The sequence below is a fragment of the Pseudobdellovibrionaceae bacterium genome, from assembly GCA_015163855.1.
Lineage (GTDB): Bacteria > Bdellovibrionota > Bdellovibrionia > Bdellovibrionales > UBA1609 > JAAOIH01.
In genome coordinates this window covers 13,012-34,348 of sequence record JAAOIK010000026.1, presented here as the reverse complement: position 1 = coordinate 34,348, position 21,337 = coordinate 13,012, and the positions used below count along the sequence as shown (strand labels likewise).

The 21,337-nt window shown below is 35.4% G+C and carries 17 protein-coding genes; 2 read left to right on the top strand and 15 right to left on the bottom strand.

All coding sequences use genetic code 11. From position 1 onward, the window contains the following. The 3 genes from HAW63_03245 to rnr form a co-directional block, all read right to left on the bottom strand. Positions 1-985: hypothetical protein (locus tag HAW63_03245; GenBank protein ID MBE8162984.1), on the bottom strand; the 985-nt coding region annotated here is incomplete at its 3' end. A 124-nt stretch (positions 986-1,109) separates the two neighbouring features. Then, entirely contained in the window at positions 1,110-2,657 is a 1,548-nt protein-coding gene (locus HAW63_03240; GenBank protein MBE8162983.1) for a phosphotransferase, read from the bottom strand. Further along, on the bottom strand, positions 2,658-4,775 hold the full coding sequence (gene rnr, locus HAW63_03235) for a ribonuclease R (protein MBE8162982.1): 2,118 nt from the start codon (positions 4,773-4,775) through the stop codon (positions 2,658-2,660). It lies immediately after the preceding gene. Between the two features lie 109 nt (positions 4,776-4,884). On the opposite strand from rnr, the gene HAW63_03230 reads away from it, so the two are divergent. After that, complete coding sequence (locus HAW63_03230; GenBank protein MBE8162981.1) at positions 4,885-5,856, top strand: isopenicillin N synthase family oxygenase; 972 nt, start codon at positions 4,885-4,887, stop codon at positions 5,854-5,856. A 6-nt stretch (positions 5,857-5,862) separates the two neighbouring features. On the opposite strand, the gene HAW63_03225 is transcribed toward HAW63_03230, so the two are convergent. The 5 genes from HAW63_03225 to HAW63_03205 are packed head-to-tail and all read right to left on the bottom strand — an operon-like array spanning position 5,863 to position 13,787. Beyond that, a complete protein-coding gene (locus HAW63_03225; protein MBE8162980.1) occupies positions 5,863-8,574 on the bottom strand; it encodes a valine--tRNA ligase in 2,712 nt (903 codons plus the stop codon). Continuing rightward, positions 8,571-9,797: a TCR/Tet family MFS transporter gene (locus tag HAW63_03220; GenBank protein MBE8162979.1), complete on the bottom strand. Its 1,227-nt coding sequence runs from the start codon at positions 9,795-9,797 to the stop codon at positions 8,571-8,573. Before HAW63_03220 ends, HAW63_03225 begins: the two co-directional genes overlap by 4 nt. 28 nt (positions 9,798-9,825) lie before the next feature. Next, on the bottom strand, positions 9,826-11,256 hold the full coding sequence (locus tag HAW63_03215; GenBank protein MBE8162978.1) for an imidazolonepropionase: 1,431 nt from the start codon (positions 11,254-11,256) through the stop codon (positions 9,826-9,828). 3 nt (positions 11,257-11,259) lie between these two features. Beyond that, complete coding sequence (gene hutU, locus HAW63_03210) at positions 11,260-12,906, bottom strand: urocanate hydratase (GenBank protein ID MBE8162977.1); 1,647 nt, start codon at positions 12,904-12,906, stop codon at positions 11,260-11,262. Between the two features lie 23 nt (positions 12,907-12,929). After that, the gene (locus tag HAW63_03205; protein MBE8162976.1) at positions 12,930-13,787 is read right to left on the bottom strand and encodes a SpoIIE family protein phosphatase; all 858 of its coding nucleotides are present in this window, start codon (positions 13,785-13,787) and stop codon (positions 12,930-12,932) included. A 173-nt stretch (positions 13,788-13,960) separates the two neighbouring features. On the opposite strand from HAW63_03205, the gene HAW63_03200 reads away from it, so the two are divergent. Beyond that, positions 13,961-14,707, top strand: a complete 747-nt coding sequence (locus tag HAW63_03200; protein MBE8162975.1) for a hypothetical protein — start codon at positions 13,961-13,963, stop codon at positions 14,705-14,707. A gap of 8 nt (positions 14,708-14,715) precedes the next feature. On the opposite strand, the gene pilQ is transcribed toward HAW63_03200, so the two are convergent. From pilQ to scpB, 7 genes are read right to left on the bottom strand one after another with little or no spacing between them, the layout of a single operon-like run. Next, positions 14,716-16,806 (bottom strand): type IV pilus secretin PilQ, encoded by a 2,091-nt coding sequence (pilQ, locus tag HAW63_03195; GenBank protein MBE8162974.1) that lies wholly within the window; start codon positions 16,804-16,806, stop codon positions 14,716-14,718. A gap of 38 nt (positions 16,807-16,844) precedes the next feature. Beyond that, complete coding sequence (locus tag HAW63_03190) at positions 16,845-17,441, bottom strand: pilus assembly protein PilP (protein MBE8162973.1); 597 nt, start codon at positions 17,439-17,441, stop codon at positions 16,845-16,847. Positions 17,442-17,457: 16 nt separating this feature from the next. Further along, positions 17,458-18,024, bottom strand: coding sequence for a hypothetical protein (locus HAW63_03185; GenBank protein ID MBE8162972.1), 567 nt, complete (start codon positions 18,022-18,024; stop codon positions 17,458-17,460). Between the two features lie 9 nt (positions 18,025-18,033). Continuing rightward, positions 18,034-18,624 carry a hypothetical protein gene (locus HAW63_03180; GenBank protein ID MBE8162971.1) on the bottom strand — a complete coding sequence of 197 codons (591 nt, stop codon included), beginning with the start codon at positions 18,622-18,624 and terminating at the stop codon, positions 18,034-18,036. A 6-nt stretch (positions 18,625-18,630) separates the two neighbouring features. Next, positions 18,631-19,632 carry a pilus assembly protein PilM gene (locus HAW63_03175; protein ID MBE8162970.1) on the bottom strand — a complete coding sequence of 334 codons (1,002 nt, stop codon included), beginning with the start codon at positions 19,630-19,632 and terminating at the stop codon, positions 18,631-18,633. A 54-nt stretch (positions 19,633-19,686) separates the two neighbouring features. After that, a complete protein-coding gene (psd, locus tag HAW63_03170; protein ID MBE8162969.1) occupies positions 19,687-20,550 on the bottom strand; it encodes a phosphatidylserine decarboxylase in 864 nt (287 codons plus the stop codon). A gap of 9 nt (positions 20,551-20,559) precedes the next feature. Continuing rightward, positions 20,560-21,330, bottom strand: coding sequence for an SMC-Scp complex subunit ScpB (scpB, locus tag HAW63_03165; GenBank protein ID MBE8162968.1), 771 nt, complete (start codon positions 21,328-21,330; stop codon positions 20,560-20,562). Between the last annotated feature and the right edge of the window lie 7 nt (positions 21,331-21,337).

Below are 21,337 nucleotides of genomic sequence, written 5' to 3'. Positions count from 1 at the left end.
TATTAGGGTTTAGATCGAAAACTGTTTTATTTAAAAAGTCACCGTATATTTTTGTATTTAAATTATGACATTCTTTAATTCCAAAGGGAGAGAAGTTCATAATTTTTTGAAAGTACATGTGCATGGCCGGTTTTTTACAAGAAAAATTTTTATCGTTTAAAAATTTTTCGAAATAAATACTAAAGCTATCTTCTAGGCTAAAATTTTGAAGAGCGGAAATTCGCATAGCGGGAGCAATTAGTTTTAACTTATCTCCTCCCCAAATATTTTTGCTAGTGTTTGCGTTAGTGCTAGAGCCCCAATTGTCTAAGTGAGAAAATAACGAAGAATCAGAAAATTGGCGTTCTCTTTGTAAGCTGGCTAAAAAACCCGACTGTAATTTAACATTACGATTCCACACCCTAGCAATGTTTCTTAATATTAACGCCTCTAAATAATCGGTTTTAGAAGTATAGTTGCCTGATTTATAACAAGGCCGAAGCTTGGCGCTTGGATTTTTTAAAAAGCCTTTGTGAATCCAAAAAAGGCCTAAAGAAAGCTTTTTTGGATTATTCCAATTTTGATTAAGCCCGGGAACTTTAACATATTGTTCTGTTACATTTTTTTTAGGGAAGATAAGGTTTTCGAAGCCTGTATTAAAATAGCTAGACTGAGAGTCGTTTATTTCTTCATCCGCCCCTGTGGAGCGTAATTCTTCTTTTATTAATTCGGCAGGGCATTTAATATTGAAACGCTTAGCGCTGTCTGGAAGATTTTTAAAATTTAAAACTAGCTTGTTGCCTAATACCGCAGCCACCTGTTGGGGAACAACTGCATTTAAATGATTAATCATTTTTTTTATTTTAGCAGGAAGCGTTTTGCTGTTTGAAGGTAAAATAACTTTAACGCTTAAATATCCGCCTGCGGTTTTAACATCCATAGCCTGAATAGGGGCTGTAGCTGCAAATAGTGTGAAAGAAAAAATAGCCATGCGTAAAAAGTTCATAAACAGCCCTTTGTTTTTTGATTAACTGAAAAAATATAACACAAAAAAAGAGGGAAAAAGAAAATATAGAGTAATAGCGCTTAATTTTGTAAAAAAAATAAATGTTTGTATAAAGTTTACAATTTTAATACCAGTGAACAAGACCTATAACTAAGCCTATAAAAATCAGTCCCAATAGCACAAATAAGGCTAGTCGATTAAGGGCATGGGCCACTGTGTTTAAATTTTGTATATCTACTTTCCATTTATAATTGGGGTCACCCACCTGCCTAAACCACGAGCGGAGCTGCCTTGGGCTTGAAAAAAATAAATGGTTTAAGTCGCGCAACACAAAATCTAAGGAGGCCTTCCAGTAATCCTGCTCGTGCCCCTCTTTAATAAATTGATCGGCAAATTCTTGGGCCGATTTTATAAAATTAAAATTTCCTGACAAGCTACGGCCCGTACCCTCTAAACTTAATATAGACTTAAAAAAAATCATTAAGTATATGGGAATTTTTATTTTATGTTGAAAGGCCAAGTTTGCCGTTTCCATAAATACCTGTCCAAGCTTTACTCCCTTTAAATTTAACCCGTAATAAGGGTCAATTAAATTTTGCAAGGCCGAACTAAAACTTTCTAAAGACACCTCTCCAGAATGGCTTAAATCTAAATACTCCATGGCAAATCTTTCGTAATCTTCTTCGGACAAAGCCGTTAGCATATGCGAAATGCTCATTTGCTCTCTTTTATTTAAACGACCCACTTGCCCAAAATCAATAAAGGCCACCTTGTTATCGCTGGTATAAAAAAGGTTTCCCGAATGCAAGTCGGCATGATAAAGGCCTCTTTGAAAAAGCATTTTTAAATATGCTTTTAAAGTTTTATCTAAAATTTCTGTTAACTGTTCTTCGGAGTGGCTTAAAGTATTTATTTCTGAAAAACTAACCCCTTTAATTTCTTCTAAAATTAAAATTTGGGCCGAACTTTCCTCTCTGTACACTTGTGGAATTTTTACCGTAGCGTCGCCTTGAAAAAAAGCATGCAGTTTTTGCGTGTTATTTGCCTCTACCACAAAGTCCATTTCTAACTCTAGCTGTTTAGAAAATTCTTCTACCAAGCGTTTAGGTTGGTACATTTTAAATTCAGGAATATACTTTTCTATAAGCCCCGCTAAAGTTTGTAAAATGGCAATATCTTCTTTAATGGTTTCTCTTATTTCTGGCTTTTGCAATTTAACCACAACATCGGAACCATCTAACAAGCACGCCTTATAAGTTTGAGCAATACTTCCAGACCCCACAGGAGTGGTAGAAAAACTTTTAAAGGATTTTAAATATTCTTTTCCATAGTGCTGAATTAATACCGCCTCCATAGTTTTAAAATCTAAAACTTCGACTTGGTTGTGTAAAACAGCTAGTTCTTTGCAAAAATCTAACGGAAGTAAGTCGGTACGGTGAGCTAAAATTTGCCCCAACTTTACAAAGGTAGGGCCCAGCTTTTCAAAGCACATTCGTAATCGCTTTTGTGCAGACAATTTTTTATAGGCATGGGAAAAAACCACATTGGGCACTAGCTTAGATAAACCTAGCTTTAATATAAATTCTTGAAAACCATAGCTAGAAAATGTTTTTAAAATACTACTGACGCGAGAAATATTACCTAAAGTTTTAAAAATTTTGTTTTCAAACATTTATTTTTCTTCTTTATAAATTACTAAATCAATAAAACCTTTATCCACATCCACAGAAGCCACTTGCACAGTTAGTGGATCACCCACTTTATATATCTTTTTACTACGCCGACCAATAACAAATAAACCCATGCTGTCTAGCTCGAAAGCTTCGTTACCTAGTTCTTTTAAAGACAGAAGAGCTTCTACTGCCACCTCTTTAAGGGCAACAAAAACTCCAAATTTAGTAACCGAAGCAATATGCCCCTCGAACGCTTCACCCAAATGCTTTTGCATATAGCGTGCTTTTTTAATAGAAATAATTCTTCGCTCGGCCTTTACCGACCTTTGCTCGGTGGCGCTGCACGAGGCAGCCACTGCGTTTAATTTTTCTTTAGAAATTACAATGTTTTTATTATTAATAGACGAAAATTTTTTAATTAATCGGTGAATAATTAAATCGGGATAACGCCTAATGGGAGAAGTAAAATGTACATACTCAGAAAAGGACAAGCCAAAGTGTCCGACATTATTAGTTTCATATCGCGCTTGCTTTAAACTTCTTAAAACGGCAATAAATAAAGATTTACGCAAATTAGCATCTTCTAACCCATGCAACATGCCCCCTACTTTTTTAGATATATTTTGAGGAGATAATTTTTCAAAAAGGCCCACAGAATTAAACATTAATGATAATTGTGTAATAGCTTCTTCGCTGGGTTGTTCGTGAACACGGTATAAACTTTCAATATTTTTGCTAGATAAAAAATGCGCCGTAGTAATATTGGCCATTAACATAAATTCTTCTATTAAACGGTGGGCAAATAGTCGTTGCGAATAAACTAAATCTTCGACCCCGCCCTTTTCGTTAACTAAAACTTCTACTTCGGGAATGTCTAAATCTAAAAAGCCTTTTTTTCTTCTTTCCTCTAATAAAATTTGAGCTAATTGATAAGCTTGTTTTAACATATTAACTACAAGGGAAGGGTGTTCTTTATCTATATCTTGAAAGTCGTTATCAATTAAAGATTGTACTTGTCCATAAGTTAAACGCGCATGACTTTTTATTACAGCCTCTTGAAATTCATAATTTTGCACACTTCCCGCTTCGTCTATAAATATTTTTAAAACTACAGCTAGCCGGTGAACATTGGGTTTTAATGAACATAAGTCGTCGCTTAATTTTGCGGGCAACATCGGCACTACATGGCCTGGAAAATAAGAACTATTTCCTCTTAATAAAGCTTCGTCGTCTAAGGCTGTGTCTACTTTTACATAATGGCTGACATCTGCAATGGCCACTTGCAAACAAAAACCTTTAGGGTTTTTGCTTACACAAATAGCATCATCAAAATCTTTTGCGGTTTTTCCATCGATGGTTACAAATAAATCTTTTTCTAAATTGTGGCGATCCGTAAATTGTTTGGGGTCTATGGTATAGCTTTCAAACTCTTTTAACTGGTTTAAAATATTTTGTGAAAAAACATGCGGAATAGAGTTTTCGTGAATAACTTTTTTAATATCATAAATAGGATCGTTAGCATTGCCCGGCAAAGCTAAATCTAACTGCGCTTGAAAACCCTCCACATCACCAGGGTAAGAGGTAACGCTGGCCAAAACCCAAGACCTATCTTCTACGCTTTGATTTTCGGGCCAAAACACTCGCAATCTAGAACCCCAATTACCCGCATCATTAATAATACCCTCGGTATCAGAAACTTTATGTATCACTCCTGCTACTTTTTGTTGAGACCTCTCTACCATATTAAGCTTAACTCCAGAATACCTGTCCCCTCTAGCTTTAACACTCACCTCTACCTTGTCGCCTGTCATAACTCCCAACATATCTTGCTTAGAAATATATAAATCTTCCTTAAAGCCATCTAAGGGAATTAAAAAACCAAAGCCATCGGGATGTCTTTTTACTTTCCCTAAAACTCTATTAGAGGAAGCCCCTGCTTCTGTAGTTTTTTGACCTTTATTTTTAAACTTAGAAAAAAATGGCGAAAAAGGGGTTTTTTTAGTGCTTTTTTGCTTTTTTCCACCTGCGGCAAAAGAAAAATCTTTATTTGCTTTTTTTTTCTTTTTTTCGCTACTGGTGCTTTTAGATTTAAACTGTAGTTTTTGCTTTTTTTTCATAAATACCTGTAAGTACTTAATATACCTCATTACTACAGCGGGGCAAACTCTATTTAAGGGCCTAAAGGGCCACCATTCACGCCTTGACGAATAAAAAAATCGAATTACAATGCCAAACATGAATGCAAATATAAAAGAGCTAAGTTTACACTCTTACTTATTAGGGTCTGCCGAAGAAAAACAAAAATTTTCTGAAGAGCTATTTGAAGGTTTGCAAGATGCGGGTTTTGTTATTATTAAAAATCACTCCGTTCCTGTAGATTTATTATTGGCGGGATATAAAGTACTAGAAAAATTTTTTGCTCTTTCCGAAGAAGAAAAAAAACAATACATTTATCCCCAAAAAGGTGGGCTTAGAGGCTACACTCCCGTGGGCATAGAACACGCTAAAGATAGCTCTATTGCAGATTTAAAAGAATTTTGGCATGTCGGACAAATGTATATGACAGAGAGTAAACATATTTTATACCCTGAAAATATTTGGCCCAACGAAAAGCAGCTTGCCGACTTTAAAATTGTGTTTACAAAAATTTACTCCATGTTAGAAAATATTGGGCAAATTTTACTGCGCGCCTTATCTAAGCCTTTGGAGGTAGACGAACGCTACTTTGATAACTTAGTTCAAAATGGTAACTCCATTTTACGCCTACTACACTACCCCCCTATTGCTGATAATATAGAAAAAAATGCCGTGCGCGCCGGAGCCCACGAAGATATTAATTTTATTACATTACTTGCCGTAGCCTCTGCATCGGGATTAGAAATTTTAGATAAGAAAACTAACCAGTGGCTTAAGGTAGAAAGTTCTCCCAATGATTTAATTTTAAATGTGGGCGACATGATGGCCAGGATTACCAACAATAAACTTCCCGCTACTACGCACAGAGTGGTTAACCCTCAAACAGAAAAAAATACTAGTCGCTATTCTATTCCTTTTTTTATGCACCCTAAGCCAAGTAGTATTTTATCTTGCCTGCCTTCTTGCAAAAAAGAAGCAAATAACCCTGAAGATATTTCGGCTGGCGACTTTTTAATGCAGCGATTAAAAGCAATTGGGTTGTACCAAAAGCAAACTGACTAACAATAGTTATTGAAATCGTTTGGCACTAGCTTCTAAAGTTTTTGCCTGCTCTTTCATAGATTTTAAAGATTTTTTGTTTTCTTCAACTACTTTTTGAGGAGCGTTTTTAATAAAGTTTTTATCCTCTAGTCTTGATGATAAAGTTTTTATTTCTAAATGCAGTTTATCTTTTTGTTTAGTTAAACGCTTTAACTCTTCGGAAAAATCTACCAAACCTTCGAGAGGAATAACCACATTTACCGAAGTGTTTTCAAAGCTGACTGGCGTTACTGCAGATTTTTCTAAAGACTTTGGGTTTTGAACAAAACATTCTTTTGCTCCCGACAAACTGCAAATTAAATCCACATATTTAGACAACACTTTTTGGGCATAATCTTCTTTGGGAGACAAATACACGGTAATTTTTTCTGAAGCTTTAATTCTATTTTCGCCGCGAATATTCCGTATCGCTGTTACTACTAGCTTCATAAAATCAATTTCTTTTTCTAAAACAGAATCGCCCAAGCTTAATAATTTTTCTTCTGACTTTAAACTTGGAAAGTGCTCTAGCATTATAAATGAATTGTCGTCTTTGTTTTTAAAATAAGAAAATAACTCTTCGGTAATAAATGGTGTAAATGGGTGCATTAACTTTAAAATATTTTTAAACACATACCTTGCAACAAAGTAACTAGCCTTAGCTTCTTTTGTTTTTTCGCCCGAAGAGTTGTATAACACCGCTTTATTCATTTCTAAATACCAGTCGCAAAAATAGTTCCATGTGAATTGGTAAATGCTTAAAGCAGCCTCTGCAATGTGATAATTTTCTAAAGCCTTATTTACTTCTACAATAGTGCTTTTTAACTTTTGCAATAACCACTTGTCTTGTGCAGAAAAATAATTTTTGTTGTCTTTAATAAAATCAGAAGACACGGGCTCTAATAACTTTTGTTCAAAAGAAAGCAAGAACCTTGCTCCGTTCCAAACTTTATTCATGAAGTTACGATAACCTTCAAATCTTCCCATAGAAAATTTTAAATCTTTTCCTGCCATTACTTGAGAGGCCAAAGTAAATCGTAAAGCGTCTGCTCCGGATTGTTTAATTAAATCCACAGGGTCGATAGAATTGCCTAAAGATTTAGACATTTTTACCCCTTTGGCATCACGAACTAATCCGTGAACAAATATAGTTCTAAAAGGAACATCTTTTTTAAATTCTAAACCCATCATCATCATTCTTGCGACCCAAAAAAATATAATATCGTGGCCTGTAACTAAAAGGCTTGTGGGGTAAAAAGTTTTTTGTAGCTCTGTTTCTTCGGGCCAACCCAAAGTGCTAAAAGGCCATAGTGCCGAGCTAAACCAAGTGTCTAAAACATCGGTGTCGGGTTTAATGTTTTCGCTTTTACAATGCGAACAGCTTTGTAAGTCGCCCTCACTAACGGTTATCTTTAAACAATCTAAACAGTTCCACGCAGGAATGGAGTGCCCCCACCACAACTGCCTAGAAATACACCAATCTTGAATAATTTCTAACCAATGCAAATAGGTTTTAGACCATGTCTCTGGTTCAAACTTTGTGGTTTCTGTTTCTACCGCGCGTCGCGCCTGCACGGCAAGGTCTTTGGTTTTTAAAAACCATTGGTTAGATAAAAAAGGTTCGATCACGCAGCCCGACCTAGAACAATGACCCACAGAATGTTTATGTGGCTCTTCTTTAATGAAAAGATTTTTTTCTTTTAAATCTTTTAAAAGTTTTTCTCTTGCCTGAAAAACACTTAAGTTTTTATAGGGGCCTGCATTTTTATTTAAAGTTCCATCTTGATTTAAAATATTGATAAATTCTAATTTGTGCTTTTTGCCCATTTCGTAATCATTAAAATCATGAGCAGGAGTTAATTTAACCGCACCAGTTCCAAATTCTTTATCCACTTCTGAATCTGCAATAATAGTAATTTCTCGATTTACAAAAGGCACCTTTACGGTTTTTCCAATTACCTTTTTATACCTTTCATCTTTGGGGTGCACGGCCACTGCGGTATCGCCCAATAAAGTTTCTGGTCGAGTGGTAGCTACCACCAAATAGTTTTCATTTTGGTTTACTGTTATTTGATCATCAACAAAGTCGTAACGAATATACCATAAAGAAGACGAAACTTCTTTGTGCTCCACCTCTAAATCAGAAACGGCAGACCCTAACTTTGGGCTCCAGTTTACTAAACGCAAACCTTTATAAATAAGCCCTTTGTTATATAGCTGTACAAATACTTTTTTTACAGCCCTAGAAACATCGGGATCTAAAGTAAATTTTAACCGGCTCCAATCACACGAGTGCCCTAAAGACTTCATTTGGTCTACAATACGATGCCCGTATTGTTTTTTCCATGACCACACTTCTTGTAAAAACTTTTCTTTTCCTAAAGATTGTCTAGTAATATTTTTTTTCTTTAATTCTTTTTCTACAACAGATTGTGTAGCAATACCTGCGTGATCGGTTGCAGGTAACCACAAAACATTGTAACCCTGCATTCTTCGCCATCTAACAAAAATATCTTGAATGCTTTGGTCTAAGGCGTGCCCTAAATGTAAGAAACCTGTAACATTAGGAGGTGGTAAAATAACACTAAAGGGTGGCTTTTCTGATTGCTCTTCTGCTTTAAAACAATTGGCATCTAACCACTTTTTATAAATAGCTGACTCTACTTCTTCGGGTTGATAGCGGTCCTGCAAGGCTTTCACTGTTTTTTTCCTGGTAAATGAAGGTAAATGCTTTTATAAATATATATAGCAATAAAAGTATACAAAGTTCCAATTAAAAAGGGGCTTTCCATTCCATACTTAGAATACAACCAACCCGCTAGTACGGAACCAACAATGCGACCAAGAGAACTTATACTTTGCGATAAGCCCATTCTTTCTCCTTGTTCGGACTTTTTACTTAATAAACTTAAACTACCATTAAATGCGGGCTGAAAAAAACTATAGGCAAAGCCCAGCAGGGTAATAAAAAATACCAATGGCCCTACCGAATAGGAAAGAGCAATTCCTGACAAAGCCAAACCAGAGCAAACTAAACCAATAAATAATAATTTTCTTTCGCCCCACCTAGACGCCAACACACGAACTAAACCCCCTTGAGAAATGGCCATAATTAAGCCTATGTATGCAAACCCCAGGCTAGATTGTAACAAGCTCCAATCAAATCGTTCTTTCATTAATAAAAATAAAGACACTTCCATATGAACCATTGCTAAAGAAAATAACCAACCCATAATTAAAAACTTTCCTATAATGGGTAACTTTAAAGCATCTATAATCACTAATAGTTTTGTGTTATGCCATATATCTTTAATGCGAAATTTTTCTGTCTTTTTTAAATTCACCAAACTTTCCTCTAAAAAGAAGAAGGCAAAAATAAAATTAAATAGGCAAATAACCCCTGCCATTAAGGCAGCAAACTGTTGTCCAAAAGGAGGGGCTTGTCCTAAATGTTGCCCTAAAACTCCAAATGCTCCTCCCAAAGCTGGGCCTAAAACAAAACCTAATCCAAAAGCTGCACCAATAAACCCCATTCTTTTAGTTCTGTCTTCGGGTTTAGAAATATCTGCAACATAAGCCGTGGCAGAAGAAATGCTTGCTCCGAAAAAACCAGCCAAAGCGCGCGCAATAAATAAAAAAGTGTAGGTGGAGGAAAAAGCAAACAAAGTATGAGCTAAAATAGAACCAAGTAAACTTAATAATAAAAAAGGCCTTCTTCCATATTTATCACTAAGCTTTCCCCATACGGGAGAAAAAAGAAATTGCATAAAAGGATAAATGGCCATTAATATACCAATGGCAAAAGCATTTTTTCCTAAAGAACTTACCAAGTAAGGAAGTAGCGGTATAATAATACCAAAGCCAATAATATCGATAAGTACAATAAAGAAAATAATAGCTAAATTTTTTTTTGTGTTGAGCATAGTAATTTTGCGTATCCTTTTTGGTTACTTACTTTTGTGTGTCCTCGCCAATCACTTTTAAAATGTCTCCCCATTTTTTTATAATAAAGCCTGGGCTGTCTGGATTTCTACTTACTGTCATATTTACTAGCGTCATGGCTAGTATTACCGAAATCATTAATAGCAATGCATACTCTACTACTACTTGCCCATTAGATGCAACCAACCTACCTAATCGATAAACCGACTTTACCACTGGGTTTTTTAGGGTGCTAGAATAAAATAACTCATCGTAAGGTTTATTTAAGCTGATAAAATCGGCCTGCTTTCCCACCTGCAAAGAGCCCACTGTATTTTGCATACCTAAAGCATAAGCTGCAGAAACGGTGTAGGCTGCAACCACCTCTTCGATGGTCATATTCATTTCTAAACGAGCCAATAGCCCGATAAATTCGATATTATTACAAGGGCAAGTGCCTGGGTTGTAGTCTGTGGCCAAGGCCACCCTAGCCCCTGCATCTAAAAATTTACGCGCCTGAGGGTATGGCATTTTTAAGTAAAAATCTGCTCCTGGCAAAAACACATTGCTAACATTAGCTTTAGACAACTGTTTAATTTCTGAATCGCTAACAAAGTTAACATGGTCCACCGAAGACGCCCCTTGCTGGGAGGCCAAACAAGAAGTTCCTTGAGGGCTTAATTGGTCTGAATGTACAGTTAAACCCAAATTATAATCGCTAGCCTGTTTAAATAAAGCCGTCATATGCTTTTTGTTAAAAGCCATTTGCTCTACAAAAATATCTACCCTATCCACTACTTGTTTTTTTACTGCTTTGGGAAGAACTTGATTTATTACCCATTGAAAATATTTATCTTTAGAAGAAAACTCCTTAGGCAAAGTGTGTAAGGCTAAAAGCGTTGCTTTAGTATTTAATTTTTTAATAGATTTAATGGCTTCTAACATTTTTATTTCGCTAGATAAGTTTAAACCGTATCCGCTTTTTGCTTCTAAACTAGTTACTCCTTGAGATAAAAAAACTTCGGCTCTTTTTTGTGCCATACGCTTAAGCTCTAATAAAGATAACTTTCGCGTTGCCTTAACGGTGGATAAAATTCCTCCCCCTTTTTTAGTAATGTCAGAATAAGACATTCCCTTTTGCCGTAAATTAAACTCGGAGGCGCGATTACCTGCAAATAATAAATGGGTATGGCATTCCACAAAAGCAGGCATAATAAAAGCTTGGCTTAGCGAATGCCTTTGTAAAGTTTGCGTAATTTTATTAATTTGCATTAATTGTTTGATTAAGCGCGGTTTAACTGCAGCATATTTTCCTACCCAAACAATTTTTCCTTTGTAAGAAATAATGGCAGCCTTTTTGGTAATTACAAAATCTTTTGATGTAATATGGCGCCCCTGTTTTTCAGACACCTCTTTTAAACTTAGTAATTCAGAAATATTATAAAATAATGTAAAACTCATAATTTAAAAAAAACTTTGTAACTTGTGTTTTTTGCAAGCTTCTTGAGCCTGTGCATAACCAGCATCGGCGTGTCGAAACAAACCCGTAGCTGGGTCGGCGGTTAATACTCTTTGTAATCTTTCTGCTGCTTCTGGAGTTCCGTCGGCCACAATAACTTGTCCTGCGTGTAAGCTATAGCCCATTCCTACTCCTCCTCCATGATGAAAACTAACCCACGAAGCACCGCAGGCGGTATTGCTTAATAGATTTAACAAAGGCCAGTCGGCCACAGCGTCAGAACCATCTTTCATGTTTTCTGTTTCTCTGTTGGGGGAGGCTACCGAACCGCAATCTAAATGGTCGCGCCCAATAACAATGGGTGCTTTTAATTTTTTACTAGCTACTAGTTCGTTAAACTTTAATCCCGCCAAAGCTCGCTCTCCATACTCTAGCCAGCAAATGCGTGCAGGCAAACCTTGAAAGGCAATTCTTTTTTCTGCCATGTCTAGCCAATTCATTAAGGCTTTTTTGTGAGGAAATAATTCTCGCAAGGCATCGTCGGTAACTTTAATGTCTTGGGGGTCTCCCGACAAAGCCACCCAACGAAACGGACCACTTCCTAAGCAAAATAACGGACGAATATATTCGGGAACAAATCCAGGAATTTGAAAAGCCTCTTTCACGCCCTCTTCTTTAGCCACTGCGCGAATATTATTTCCGTAGTCAAAAACAATGCTTCCCTTTTTTTTCATTTCTAGCATGGCTTTTACATGAGTAGCAATACTTGCGCGAGATTTTTTTAAATATTGTTCGGGCTGATTATTTCGCAAACGATTTGCTTCTTCAATAGTATAACCTGCAGGAATATAACCTCTTAATGGGTCGTGGGCGGAGGTTTGGTCGGTTAAAATATCGGGTATAAAATTGTGCTTAATTAATAAAGGCAACACTTCGGCCATGTTTCCGCAATAAGCAATAGACTTGGCCTCACCCTTACTGGCATAAGCTTTTATTTTTGCAATGGCTTCGTTTAAATCTTCTACCACCTCGTCAATATATTTAGTTTCTAGTCGTTTTTGAATTCTATGCGCGTCGGCTTCGATAGCTAGCACACAAGCTCCAGCAAATACTCCTGCTAAAGGTTGGGCTCCTCCCATTCCTCCTAAGCCTGCGGTTACAATAATTTTATTTTTTAAATTAGAATTAAAATGTTTACGGCCCAATTCTACAAAAGTTTCGTAAGTTCCTTGCACAATCCCCTGCGAGCCAATATAAATCCAAGACCCTGCAGTCATTTGACCATACATCATTAAAGATTTTTTATCCAACTCGTCAAAGTGTTTCCAAGTAGCCCACTTAGGCACTAAATTAGAATTGGCAATTAAAACCCTGGGGGCATTTGTGTGTGTTTTAATAACGCCCACAGGCTTACCCGACTGAATTAATAAACTTTCGTCATTTTCTAATTGCCTTAATGCTTCTAAAATTTTTTCTAAAGCTTCCCAATTACGCGCAGCCTTTCCCAAACCTCCATAGACAATTAATTCCTCGGGGTTTTCTGCTACCTCGGGGTCTAAGTTGTTTTGTATCATTCGGTAAGCCGCCTCTTGAATCCATGACTTACAATGTAACTGGCTTCCTGTTGGTGATTTTAATGTGCGTGGTTTCATAATTATAGACCTACTTGTTTTATTTAAACCAACCTTAATGCCTTGGCCTTAACATCTAATACAATTACGGAGTGATCGTGCCGAAACTCATTTGTATTTGTAAAATTTTTAATAGAAGAAAAAATTTCATTTCGTAAAGCATGTGTATCTAAGTTTTTATGTATAATATCTATGATTCTTTGTGAACCAAAAACTTCTTTTTTATTATTTTTTTCTAAAGTAATGCCTGGAGTACAAAATACAAGGCGATCTTTGGGCAATAGTTTAATAGTTTGTATGTCACTAATAGCGGTAAATAAAGAAACTGGATCTTTACAGCGAACTAAAGAGGTAAGCTCCCCCTCTCTACAATGAAAACACAGCATATTTCCCTGGGCTACAAAAGACAATTGCAGTGTGTTGCGCTCTAAGGAGGCATAAAAAAAATCAAAAAAATGTTGCTCTTCTAACACCCTAGTAATTTCTTCATACAACTGAGATAAAAATAGTTTTACTTCAATGCCTTGCGCTGCGCTTAATTGTAAAACTATTGCACTTAATAAAGCGGATAATGATAGCGAAGAGGAGTGCGACATCCAAACATTAAATATCTTACTGGCTTTCGAGCCAAAAATATCGTAATAATCTCCTCCCAATTCACCAGAATTATATTTGGCACTAATTTTAAAGCCTGATAAATAATCCCACTCGTCAGGAATTAACACCTTTTGCATAGTTTGTAATAAAAATAAATCGCTTTGCATTTTGGCTGTGCTTTTTTGAATACTTTTATTCGCCACCAACAAAGCTTTTTTTAAAAGCAACACTTGTGTTTTTTCTTCCTTTAAGGCTTGCTCTAAAGCCACCAATTTATCTTGTAAAAAACTATCTTCGTTGGACATAATTAACACCTATAATTTTATTACAGCACTATAGTGCGCCGAGTTACTTTATCTCCCTGCACTCTCCTTACACTCTGGAAAAGAGATTTTCTTGCACTAACTATGTAAATACCTTATTAAGAAAGCAGAATAAAGTCATGACTTTTATTATAGCTTAACTAAGAGGTAAACACTTGAACATAAAAACATCACCACAGCAGCAATTTTTACTATATATACATAAAATTAATGAAGATTCGCCTCAGGCCATTTTACCCTCTTTAGCGCAGCTAAGTTCGATACTGATTAATCAAAATTTAACTTCTCAATCTTTAGCCCTGCTTAAACAATGGGTTAGCACTTTGCAAGATTTGTGCGAGCACTTAAGCGAAGTGGATAAATTGCACTTACTAAGTGATTACTTTTTTAACGAATTATCTTTTAACTTAAACACTACTAAAGAAAACTCGCCTCAAGAAAAAGATTTATTGCTGTCTAGCATGATTTTACAAAGAAGTGCTAGCTTTTTACCTTTGGCTTTTTTATACCACTATTTAGCTCAGCAAATTAACCTTCCTTTGTTTTTTATTGCAAGCCCAAAATTGAACTTACTAAAGTATTACGGAAGAACCTCTTGCTTATTTGTCGATTTTAAAAAATTAGGAAAGCTAACTGCAATAGACGACAATACCAACATAAAAACATTACAAACTTATGACTTAGAGGTGTGTTCTTTTAAAAGTACCTATGTTTGTTATTTGCAAACGCTTTTACAGTACTATGCACAAGAGTTAACTAACAAAAATACTAAAGAAATAAAGTTGGCTTTAGAAATTTTAGAAAAACAGGAAAAGCCTCTTGCAGATTACGCCATCGATCACCTTAATGGCAACCCTCCTCCTTTAGAAGGGCACAGCAGCGCTATTTATACTTTACACTAAGCTTGCTGTTATAAAATTTTTGGCGTTAAAAATACCATTAATTCATTTTTAGATTCTTCTTCTGATTGGTATTTAAACATCCATCCAAAAAAAGGTAACTTGCTTAAAAAAGGAACTCCCGAATTTCCTTTAGATGTGTCTTTTTGAAAAATTCCTCCAATAACCAAGGTGTCGCCGTTTTTAATAAGCACTTTGGATTTTACCGAACGAGAGTTAATAGGCTTAGCGTTATTTCCCGTACTGATGGCACCGCCTGCAAACTCGCGCAAAATATTAACATCTAATAAAATACTTCCGTCTGCAGCAATTTGTGGCGAAACATCTAATTGTAATTTGATAGGTGTTCTTGTAACGCTTTCTGTAATCGTGCCGTCTTGTTCGGTACGCGATATGGATAAGTTTTCTCCTTTGTTAGTAATACTTGCTTTTTGTTTATCCAAAACCACCACCGTAGGAGTAGAAATTACCTTAACTACTTGGTCTTGTTCCGCGATGGCTAAAATGCTGGATAAATCTCCTAAAAATTTAAAACTACCTAAAGTTAAACCAACAGAACCTGCAAGACCTCGCAAACTACTTGGCGGAACAGGGCGAATTCCTCCCGAACCTAAACCCACAGAAATAGGGCCGTTTGCCCCTTGAAGGCCATTAATATCTACCCTTCCTCCCGAAAAACTCCAGTTCACCCCTAAGTTTTTAGAAAAAGATTGGTTAGCTTCAATAAATTTAGCTTCAATAGAAACTTGTTTAGGAGCACGATCTAGATTTTTAACTAACAAGGTAATTTTTTTCAACACCTCTGGAACATCTGTAGCAATCAAAGTGTTACTTCTTGTATCCGAAGAAAGCTTTCCTCTTTTAGGAGTTAAAAATACCTTAAGCTTAGCCGCTAACTCAGAGGCCTTAGCAAAGGAGATTGGCAAAACTTTTACAGACAATGGCGTTAAGCTTTGTTTTGACTTAATAATAGCCACTAAAGCTTCTTCTTCTTTTTTTAAATTTTCTAAACTAGAAATACGAAGAACTCCTCCCTTTTCTTGTATATACCCCAAGCCTTTAGATTTTAAAACTAAAGCTAAAGCTTGGTCCCACGGAATATTTCTTAACTTTAAAGAAATTTTTCCATTAACTGTATCGTCTACTAAAATATTAGCTCCAACCTCTGTAGCAATATATGCAACAACCTGTCGGACGGGTATGTCTTCAAACTGTAAAGAGATAGAGTGTCCATAATAACTTCCTCCCCCTAAGAAAAAATCCACCAATGTCCCTTTTTTCTGGTCTGGAGAAGAGCCAAGCTTCCCTTTAATAGTATTTTTGTTTTGTGCTATTTGTGTTGCCCTTAATGGATAGCGAATCTCTAACATGGAACCTATGTTAATAATTTGCGGCTTTAATTTTACTCCATTGCGTAACTGCAATACAATATTAGCTGTATCTGCTGGAGAATTTTGATAGGAATTTACAGCAACAACAGAGCCCCCTGTAAAATCTTTCATAAAATAAGGTCTTTTTAGTTTTTCCGGCAATATTGCATTTTTAATTTGCACAATAAGCTGATTATTTTTTTTGTTAATGCGCGTGACATAATCAATTTTTCCCTCGCCTTTGATAGATACTATTTCTAAGTTTCCTTCTTGCTTGTAGGTAATACCTTGCAAATCCGTTGTTTTTAAAGAAGTGTGTTCTTTAATATTTTCTTCTTCTTTGGCATCAAAGCTAGCCACGGGGGCCTTTGTTGTGCGTTCTTCTTCTTGCGTTTTAAAATCGTCTTCTAAACTTAACTCGTCATTGCCTTGTGATGCAGAAGTGTTTCCCTCAGCTACCAAATCGTCTTCTAAACTTAATTCGTCACCATCTTGTGAAGTAGAGGTATTTCCCTCAGCTACCGAATCGTCTTCTAAACTTAATTCCCCGTTATCAACATCTTCAAAAGAATTTGCACTACCTATTGATGCTTTACTAGAATTTTCTATATCTTCTTGTAATAAATCATTTACAGATACTGCCTGCCTTGTTTTAGTTTTTTGAAATAAAGAACAGGAAGAAGCAAATAACATCATTCCTAGTAATATAAATTTAGCGCAAATTTGTAACATCTTCTCTCCCGTGTTTCATTTTTATACCTGCTTATTAATTATCTGTTTTTTCTGCCTGTCTGCTCTGCCTGCCGTTCCTGCTCTGCCTGTTCTTCCTGTTCTTCCTGTTCCGCCTGTTCTGCCTGCTTTCCCTGCCCTATCTGTTTGTTTTTTTCTTTGCCATTCAACTGCGGTTCAGAAAAAGTTAGCACCTTGGTACTATATGTCGGACCATCATCGCCCCCGCCTTCTTTCAGTTCTAAAACTACTACTTCTCCCTCTCGAATGTGGATAATTTGCCCTTGATTAACCCCAAGATAATCTCCTACTTTTAAAATATGCATTTTACCAAGCGTATCTTTAACAATTGCCTTTGGTATGTTTGTTTTCCACATTAAGCCTTTAAGTTTATAATCTTCTACATTAGCACTTCGTAACGGGTCATCTAAAAATTTCTTCAAGCCTTTTTTCTGTTTACTTTTTAAAAGCTCGCTTTCTTTAAATGGGCTTAAATTTGTTGAGTCATCGTTATAACGACTTAAGTTTCCATTTAAACTTTTTACTGCTTCTATAAAGCGTTGCTGCGAATTATTTGCCATTAATTCACTTGCGAACAAAAACGATATACTAAAGCAGGCTAATAAAACGGTTTTCATAATTATCCCATTCAACTTATTCTTCTCTTCGTTTGGCAAATTTATATAACTTTACTGACAAACTGGCTTGTAAAACATCTTCGACGCCAAAAGAAGATCCTCCCCCCACAATCTGCAGTGTACTTTTTTTAATAATAACTAATTTTTCTTCATTTTGAATATTCGCAATAAACTTCATAAGCTTGTGATAACTACCTTGCAAAGAGGTTTGAATTTCTTTTACTTCCCACTCCTTCTCTTTAGACACCACAACTCTTCCCAATAATAAGATACTCAAGTCTAGCTGCTGAGCCTGTCGAGATATAAAAGAAGAAAGGTCGCTGCTTTCAGAATAAGTTTTTAAAAGGTGTAAAACCTTCGGCGCCCGTATGGCATGATAATCAAACAGCTTTGAAACCTTTGTTAATTCCTTTTCTTCCAATATCACCTTCTTTAATTCTTGTCGTTTTTTTAAAACATTAAATACCACTTTATTAGTTTTTTCTTTAACGCCATCTCCGTTGTTAAAATAACTGACATAATAAACAACGGCCAGCAACACACCTATCTGAATAGAACGAAATATACTAAAATTTATGTCCATGCCATTTTCCTAATTCAATAAATTTATTTCCAAATAAAAGGATCGAACACTTATACCTTTTTGTTTCTCTGACTTCGTTTCCTTTACTAATAATCCTGCAAAGCTTTTTTCTCTAACTCGAATGTTTTGTAAAAATTGATCAAAAATTTTTTTACTAAGTGTGTATCCGTGAATGGTCAATAAACCTTGGTTGTAATCCACACTTCTAAACCATAAATTTTCTTCACGAAATCCATTTAAAGTGGCCATTGCCTTTATAAACATAAGCCTAAGCTTTGCAATATCTTTAAGCATATATACTTTTTTTTCTACATCGATATAATCTGACTTAGTTTTTTTTAACTTTTTAACTAATAATTTTTTTTTAATAATTTTTTGTTGCATTACTCTTTCCATATTTTCTTTTTCTGCTAAAATTACATTTAATGCATCTAACTCTCTTTGTTCATAGGTGTAGACCCCTAAAAAAAAGATAACAAAAAAAAATACTTTTAAAGCTCCAAAGCCAACTGCCTTTATAAGCTCACTTGTTTCCGTGCCTTCTTCGCGAAAATCTCCTTTTTCTTGAACTACCCCTTGTTGTAAATCTATTTTTATCATATGTGCTTAGTGGTTACTTCCTAATCCTGCTATGGTAACACCTGTAGAATTAATTTCTTCTAATCTTGATTTTTCTATCTTTTGTTCATCATACTTTGTATTTAAAAAAATATTAATAATCTCGCAAGGAACAATTTCTGAAATTTCTTGTAACAAATTTGGCAAAGCTATTCCTTCCCCTGTTAAAAATAAATTAGTAGGTGGCTCTTTTGACAAAACCCCTTTAATAAACTCCATTGCTGTTTCTAGCTCTGAGCGCAAATTGCCGTGTAAGGAACGAACTATTTCTTTAGTTCCTTCTGGCACCTCTTTGTTAAGACAAAAATTTTTTCTTAAACTTTCTGCTTCGGCAATAGACAAACTTAATTGCCTAGACAAAGCTTGGTCGTAATTAGATAAACCAAATTCGATGTTTTTTACAAAATAAATTCTTCCATTTAACATTCCAACAAAAGTGCTTCTTTCTTCTCCAAATTCTAATATAGCAATATTTTGATTTTGCAAAATTCCGTAATTATATTCAAAGCCGTTAACTAAAGATATGCTTGATGGCTCCACATTTTCACACCGTAAGCCTGCCTCTAAACAGTCTTGTTGTATTTGTGCGATTAACTGCTTAGGTGTTGCAATTAATAAAAATTCATTTTTATTTGTATTTATGGATGAGCCTAAATAAACATAATTAATATTTGCCATTTCTGCTTCGTAAGGCACATAAGCCTCTGCCTCTGCGACTAACTGTTGGCCCCACTGTGCTTCAGGAAATTTTTCTACTGTAATGTGTTGAATAAAAACTTCGCGCCCGCCCACAGCAACATTGGCCTTTTTAAATTTAAACGATAATTTATTTTTAGCCACAGAAATAGCGTTTGCAACAGAGCCTGCTTGTTTGATAGAAACACTAGAATAGTCTAGCAACTTGGCAGACTTGCTGGTGCTTAAAAAAACAGCAGCTTTTACAGTGTTGGCCCCTATATCTAAAACCAATTTTTTTTTCTTCAAAAACATATATTAAAATACCTAGTATTCTAGTATTTATTAACTGCTTTTGTAAAAACTTACCTAAAGTAGAGCTGCACTTCCCATTTTTGTTTGTTGCCCCTGCGTAAATACCTTTTTAAAGCTGCAAGAAGGCTCTAGCAAACAAATAACTGTGCTTCCCATATAAAAAACTCCTAACTCATCACCTTGCTTAATAAAATGCCTTACATTATCTTTAAAAACCGGGGTAGCCTTGCCTTTTTTAAAAATAGATTTATTAACAAAATCACCGCTAATGCTGTTATAAATTTTACCAACACACAAAGCTCCCACCATTGTTAGGCTAACCATTCCTTTTGTAGTTTTTATGTAAAAAATTAACCTTTCGTTTTTAGAAAATAGATTTTTTACTCTAGTTCGTGAGCAGGCATTTACTGGCCAATAGGCCCCTGGCACATAACAATAAGCTAAAATTTCACCGCTAACAGGGCTATGAACTCTATGATAGTCTGTAGGACAAAGGTAGTAGTCTAAGTACTGAGCATTGGCGAAAGTGCTTTCTAATAAATATTTTTCTTGAATTTTAGGGCTTAAATAATCTAAAGCTAAAAAACTTTTTAAATCGTAAAAAAAAGACTTAGCTTGAAAAATTTGGTGATTTTTTAATTGCCCAGAAGAAAATAACCGTGCATCGGCAGGGTGAACCCAAAAAGCATCTTTTGCAATAGGTCTAGCTTTTTCTTGCAACTTTCTAGTAAACAAACTGGTGATATTAAAATACGCCTTAATGCTTTGTTCTTCTGCTATAGATAAATCAATTTTATATTTTTTATAAAAAACAAAGGTGGCCCACTTAGACAGCAATGGTATATTTAAGCTGCAAAAATACCCAACAAAAAAACTTACGCATTTTTTAGGCAATACTTGAATAATAAACCACAACATAAAAACAAATTACGCTTCTGTAGAAGCAGGCTCTTCTTCTTTCTTTTTTTTCAAAGCTTCGGGAACAACTTCGATGCCAGACAATCTTTCTGCTAATTTATTTAATTCCTCTTGGTCTTGAATATCGTTGCAACTTTGTTCTTCTATTAAACTCTCTGTGATTGCACTTAGTGGGTCGGTTTTTTTAGTTTCTAACACATCTTGTGGCAAAAGCTCTTCCACCTCGGAAAGGCTTGGCAGGTCAGACACCTTATTTAAACCAAAAACTTCTAAAAATTTATCGGTAGTAGCGTACAGCATTGGCTTTCCTGGCAGTTCGCTTTTTCCACAAAATTTAACCAAACCTCTGTCCATTAAAGCTCTAACTAAATGACTAGAGTCTGTTCCCCGCACTTCATCAACAACCGATTTAATACATGGTTGTTTATAGGCAATAATAGAAAGCGCCTCTAAAGATACCGGAGATAGTCGAAAACTTTTTGCTCTTACTAAAGCTTGTACAAAATCTTTGTTTTCTGGTTTAGTTCGTAATTGATAAGCATTATTTATTTCTACCAACTCAATGCCTCGATCTTGTTTTTCATATTCTTTCTGTAAAGCACTTAAGTATTTTTTAATTTCTGCAGAGGCTAAGGAAAATTTTTCTTCTAATGCTAATTTAATGGAGTTAACACTTAAGGGTTTTTCTGAAGCAAAAAGTAAAGACTCTAAAATAGAGAGTGTGCTTTTGTTCATTTCTAAATGTTTTTTATTACTAACTTTTTCTTGCTCGTTTAACATAACAACC

What these genes read in the sequence shown, in the direction of transcription:
- HAW63_03240 (MBE8162983.1), bottom strand. Translation starts at nt 2,657, where the DNA reads ATGTTTGAAAACAAAATTTTTAAAACTTTAGGTAATATTTCTCGCGTC.
- HAW63_03220 (MBE8162979.1), bottom strand. Translation starts at nt 9,797, where the DNA reads ATGCTCAACACAAAAAAAAATTTAGCTATTATTTTCTTTATTGTACTT.
- hutU (MBE8162977.1), bottom strand. Translation starts at nt 12,906, where the DNA reads ATGAAACCACGCACATTAAAATCACCAACAGGAAGCCAGTTACATTGT.
- HAW63_03230 (MBE8162981.1), top strand. Translation starts at nt 4,885, where the DNA reads ATGCCAAACATGAATGCAAATATAAAAGAGCTAAGTTTACACTCTTAC.
- HAW63_03215 (MBE8162978.1), bottom strand. Translation starts at nt 11,256, where the DNA reads ATGAGTTTTACATTATTTTATAATATTTCTGAATTACTAAGTTTAAAA.
- rnr (MBE8162982.1), bottom strand. Translation starts at nt 4,775, where the DNA reads ATGAAAAAAAAGCAAAAACTACAGTTTAAATCTAAAAGCACCAGTAGC.
- HAW63_03190 (MBE8162973.1), bottom strand. Translation starts at nt 17,441, where the DNA reads ATGAAAACCGTTTTATTAGCCTGCTTTAGTATATCGTTTTTGTTCGCA.
- HAW63_03180 (MBE8162971.1), bottom strand. Translation starts at nt 18,624, where the DNA reads ATGATAAAAATAGATTTACAACAAGGGGTAGTTCAAGAAAAAGGAGAT.
- HAW63_03185 (MBE8162972.1), bottom strand. Translation starts at nt 18,024, where the DNA reads ATGGACATAAATTTTAGTATATTTCGTTCTATTCAGATAGGTGTGTTG.
- scpB (MBE8162968.1), bottom strand. Translation starts at nt 21,330, where the DNA reads ATGTTAAACGAGCAAGAAAAAGTTAGTAATAAAAAACATTTAGAAATG.
- HAW63_03205 (MBE8162976.1), bottom strand. Translation starts at nt 13,787, where the DNA reads ATGTCCAACGAAGATAGTTTTTTACAAGATAAATTGGTGGCTTTAGAG.
- psd (MBE8162969.1), bottom strand. Translation starts at nt 20,550, where the DNA reads ATGTTGTGGTTTATTATTCAAGTATTGCCTAAAAAATGCGTAAGTTTT.
- pilQ (MBE8162974.1), bottom strand. Translation starts at nt 16,806, where the DNA reads ATGTTACAAATTTGCGCTAAATTTATATTACTAGGAATGATGTTATTT.
- HAW63_03175 (MBE8162970.1), bottom strand. Translation starts at nt 19,632, where the DNA reads ATGTTTTTGAAGAAAAAAAAATTGGTTTTAGATATAGGGGCCAACACT.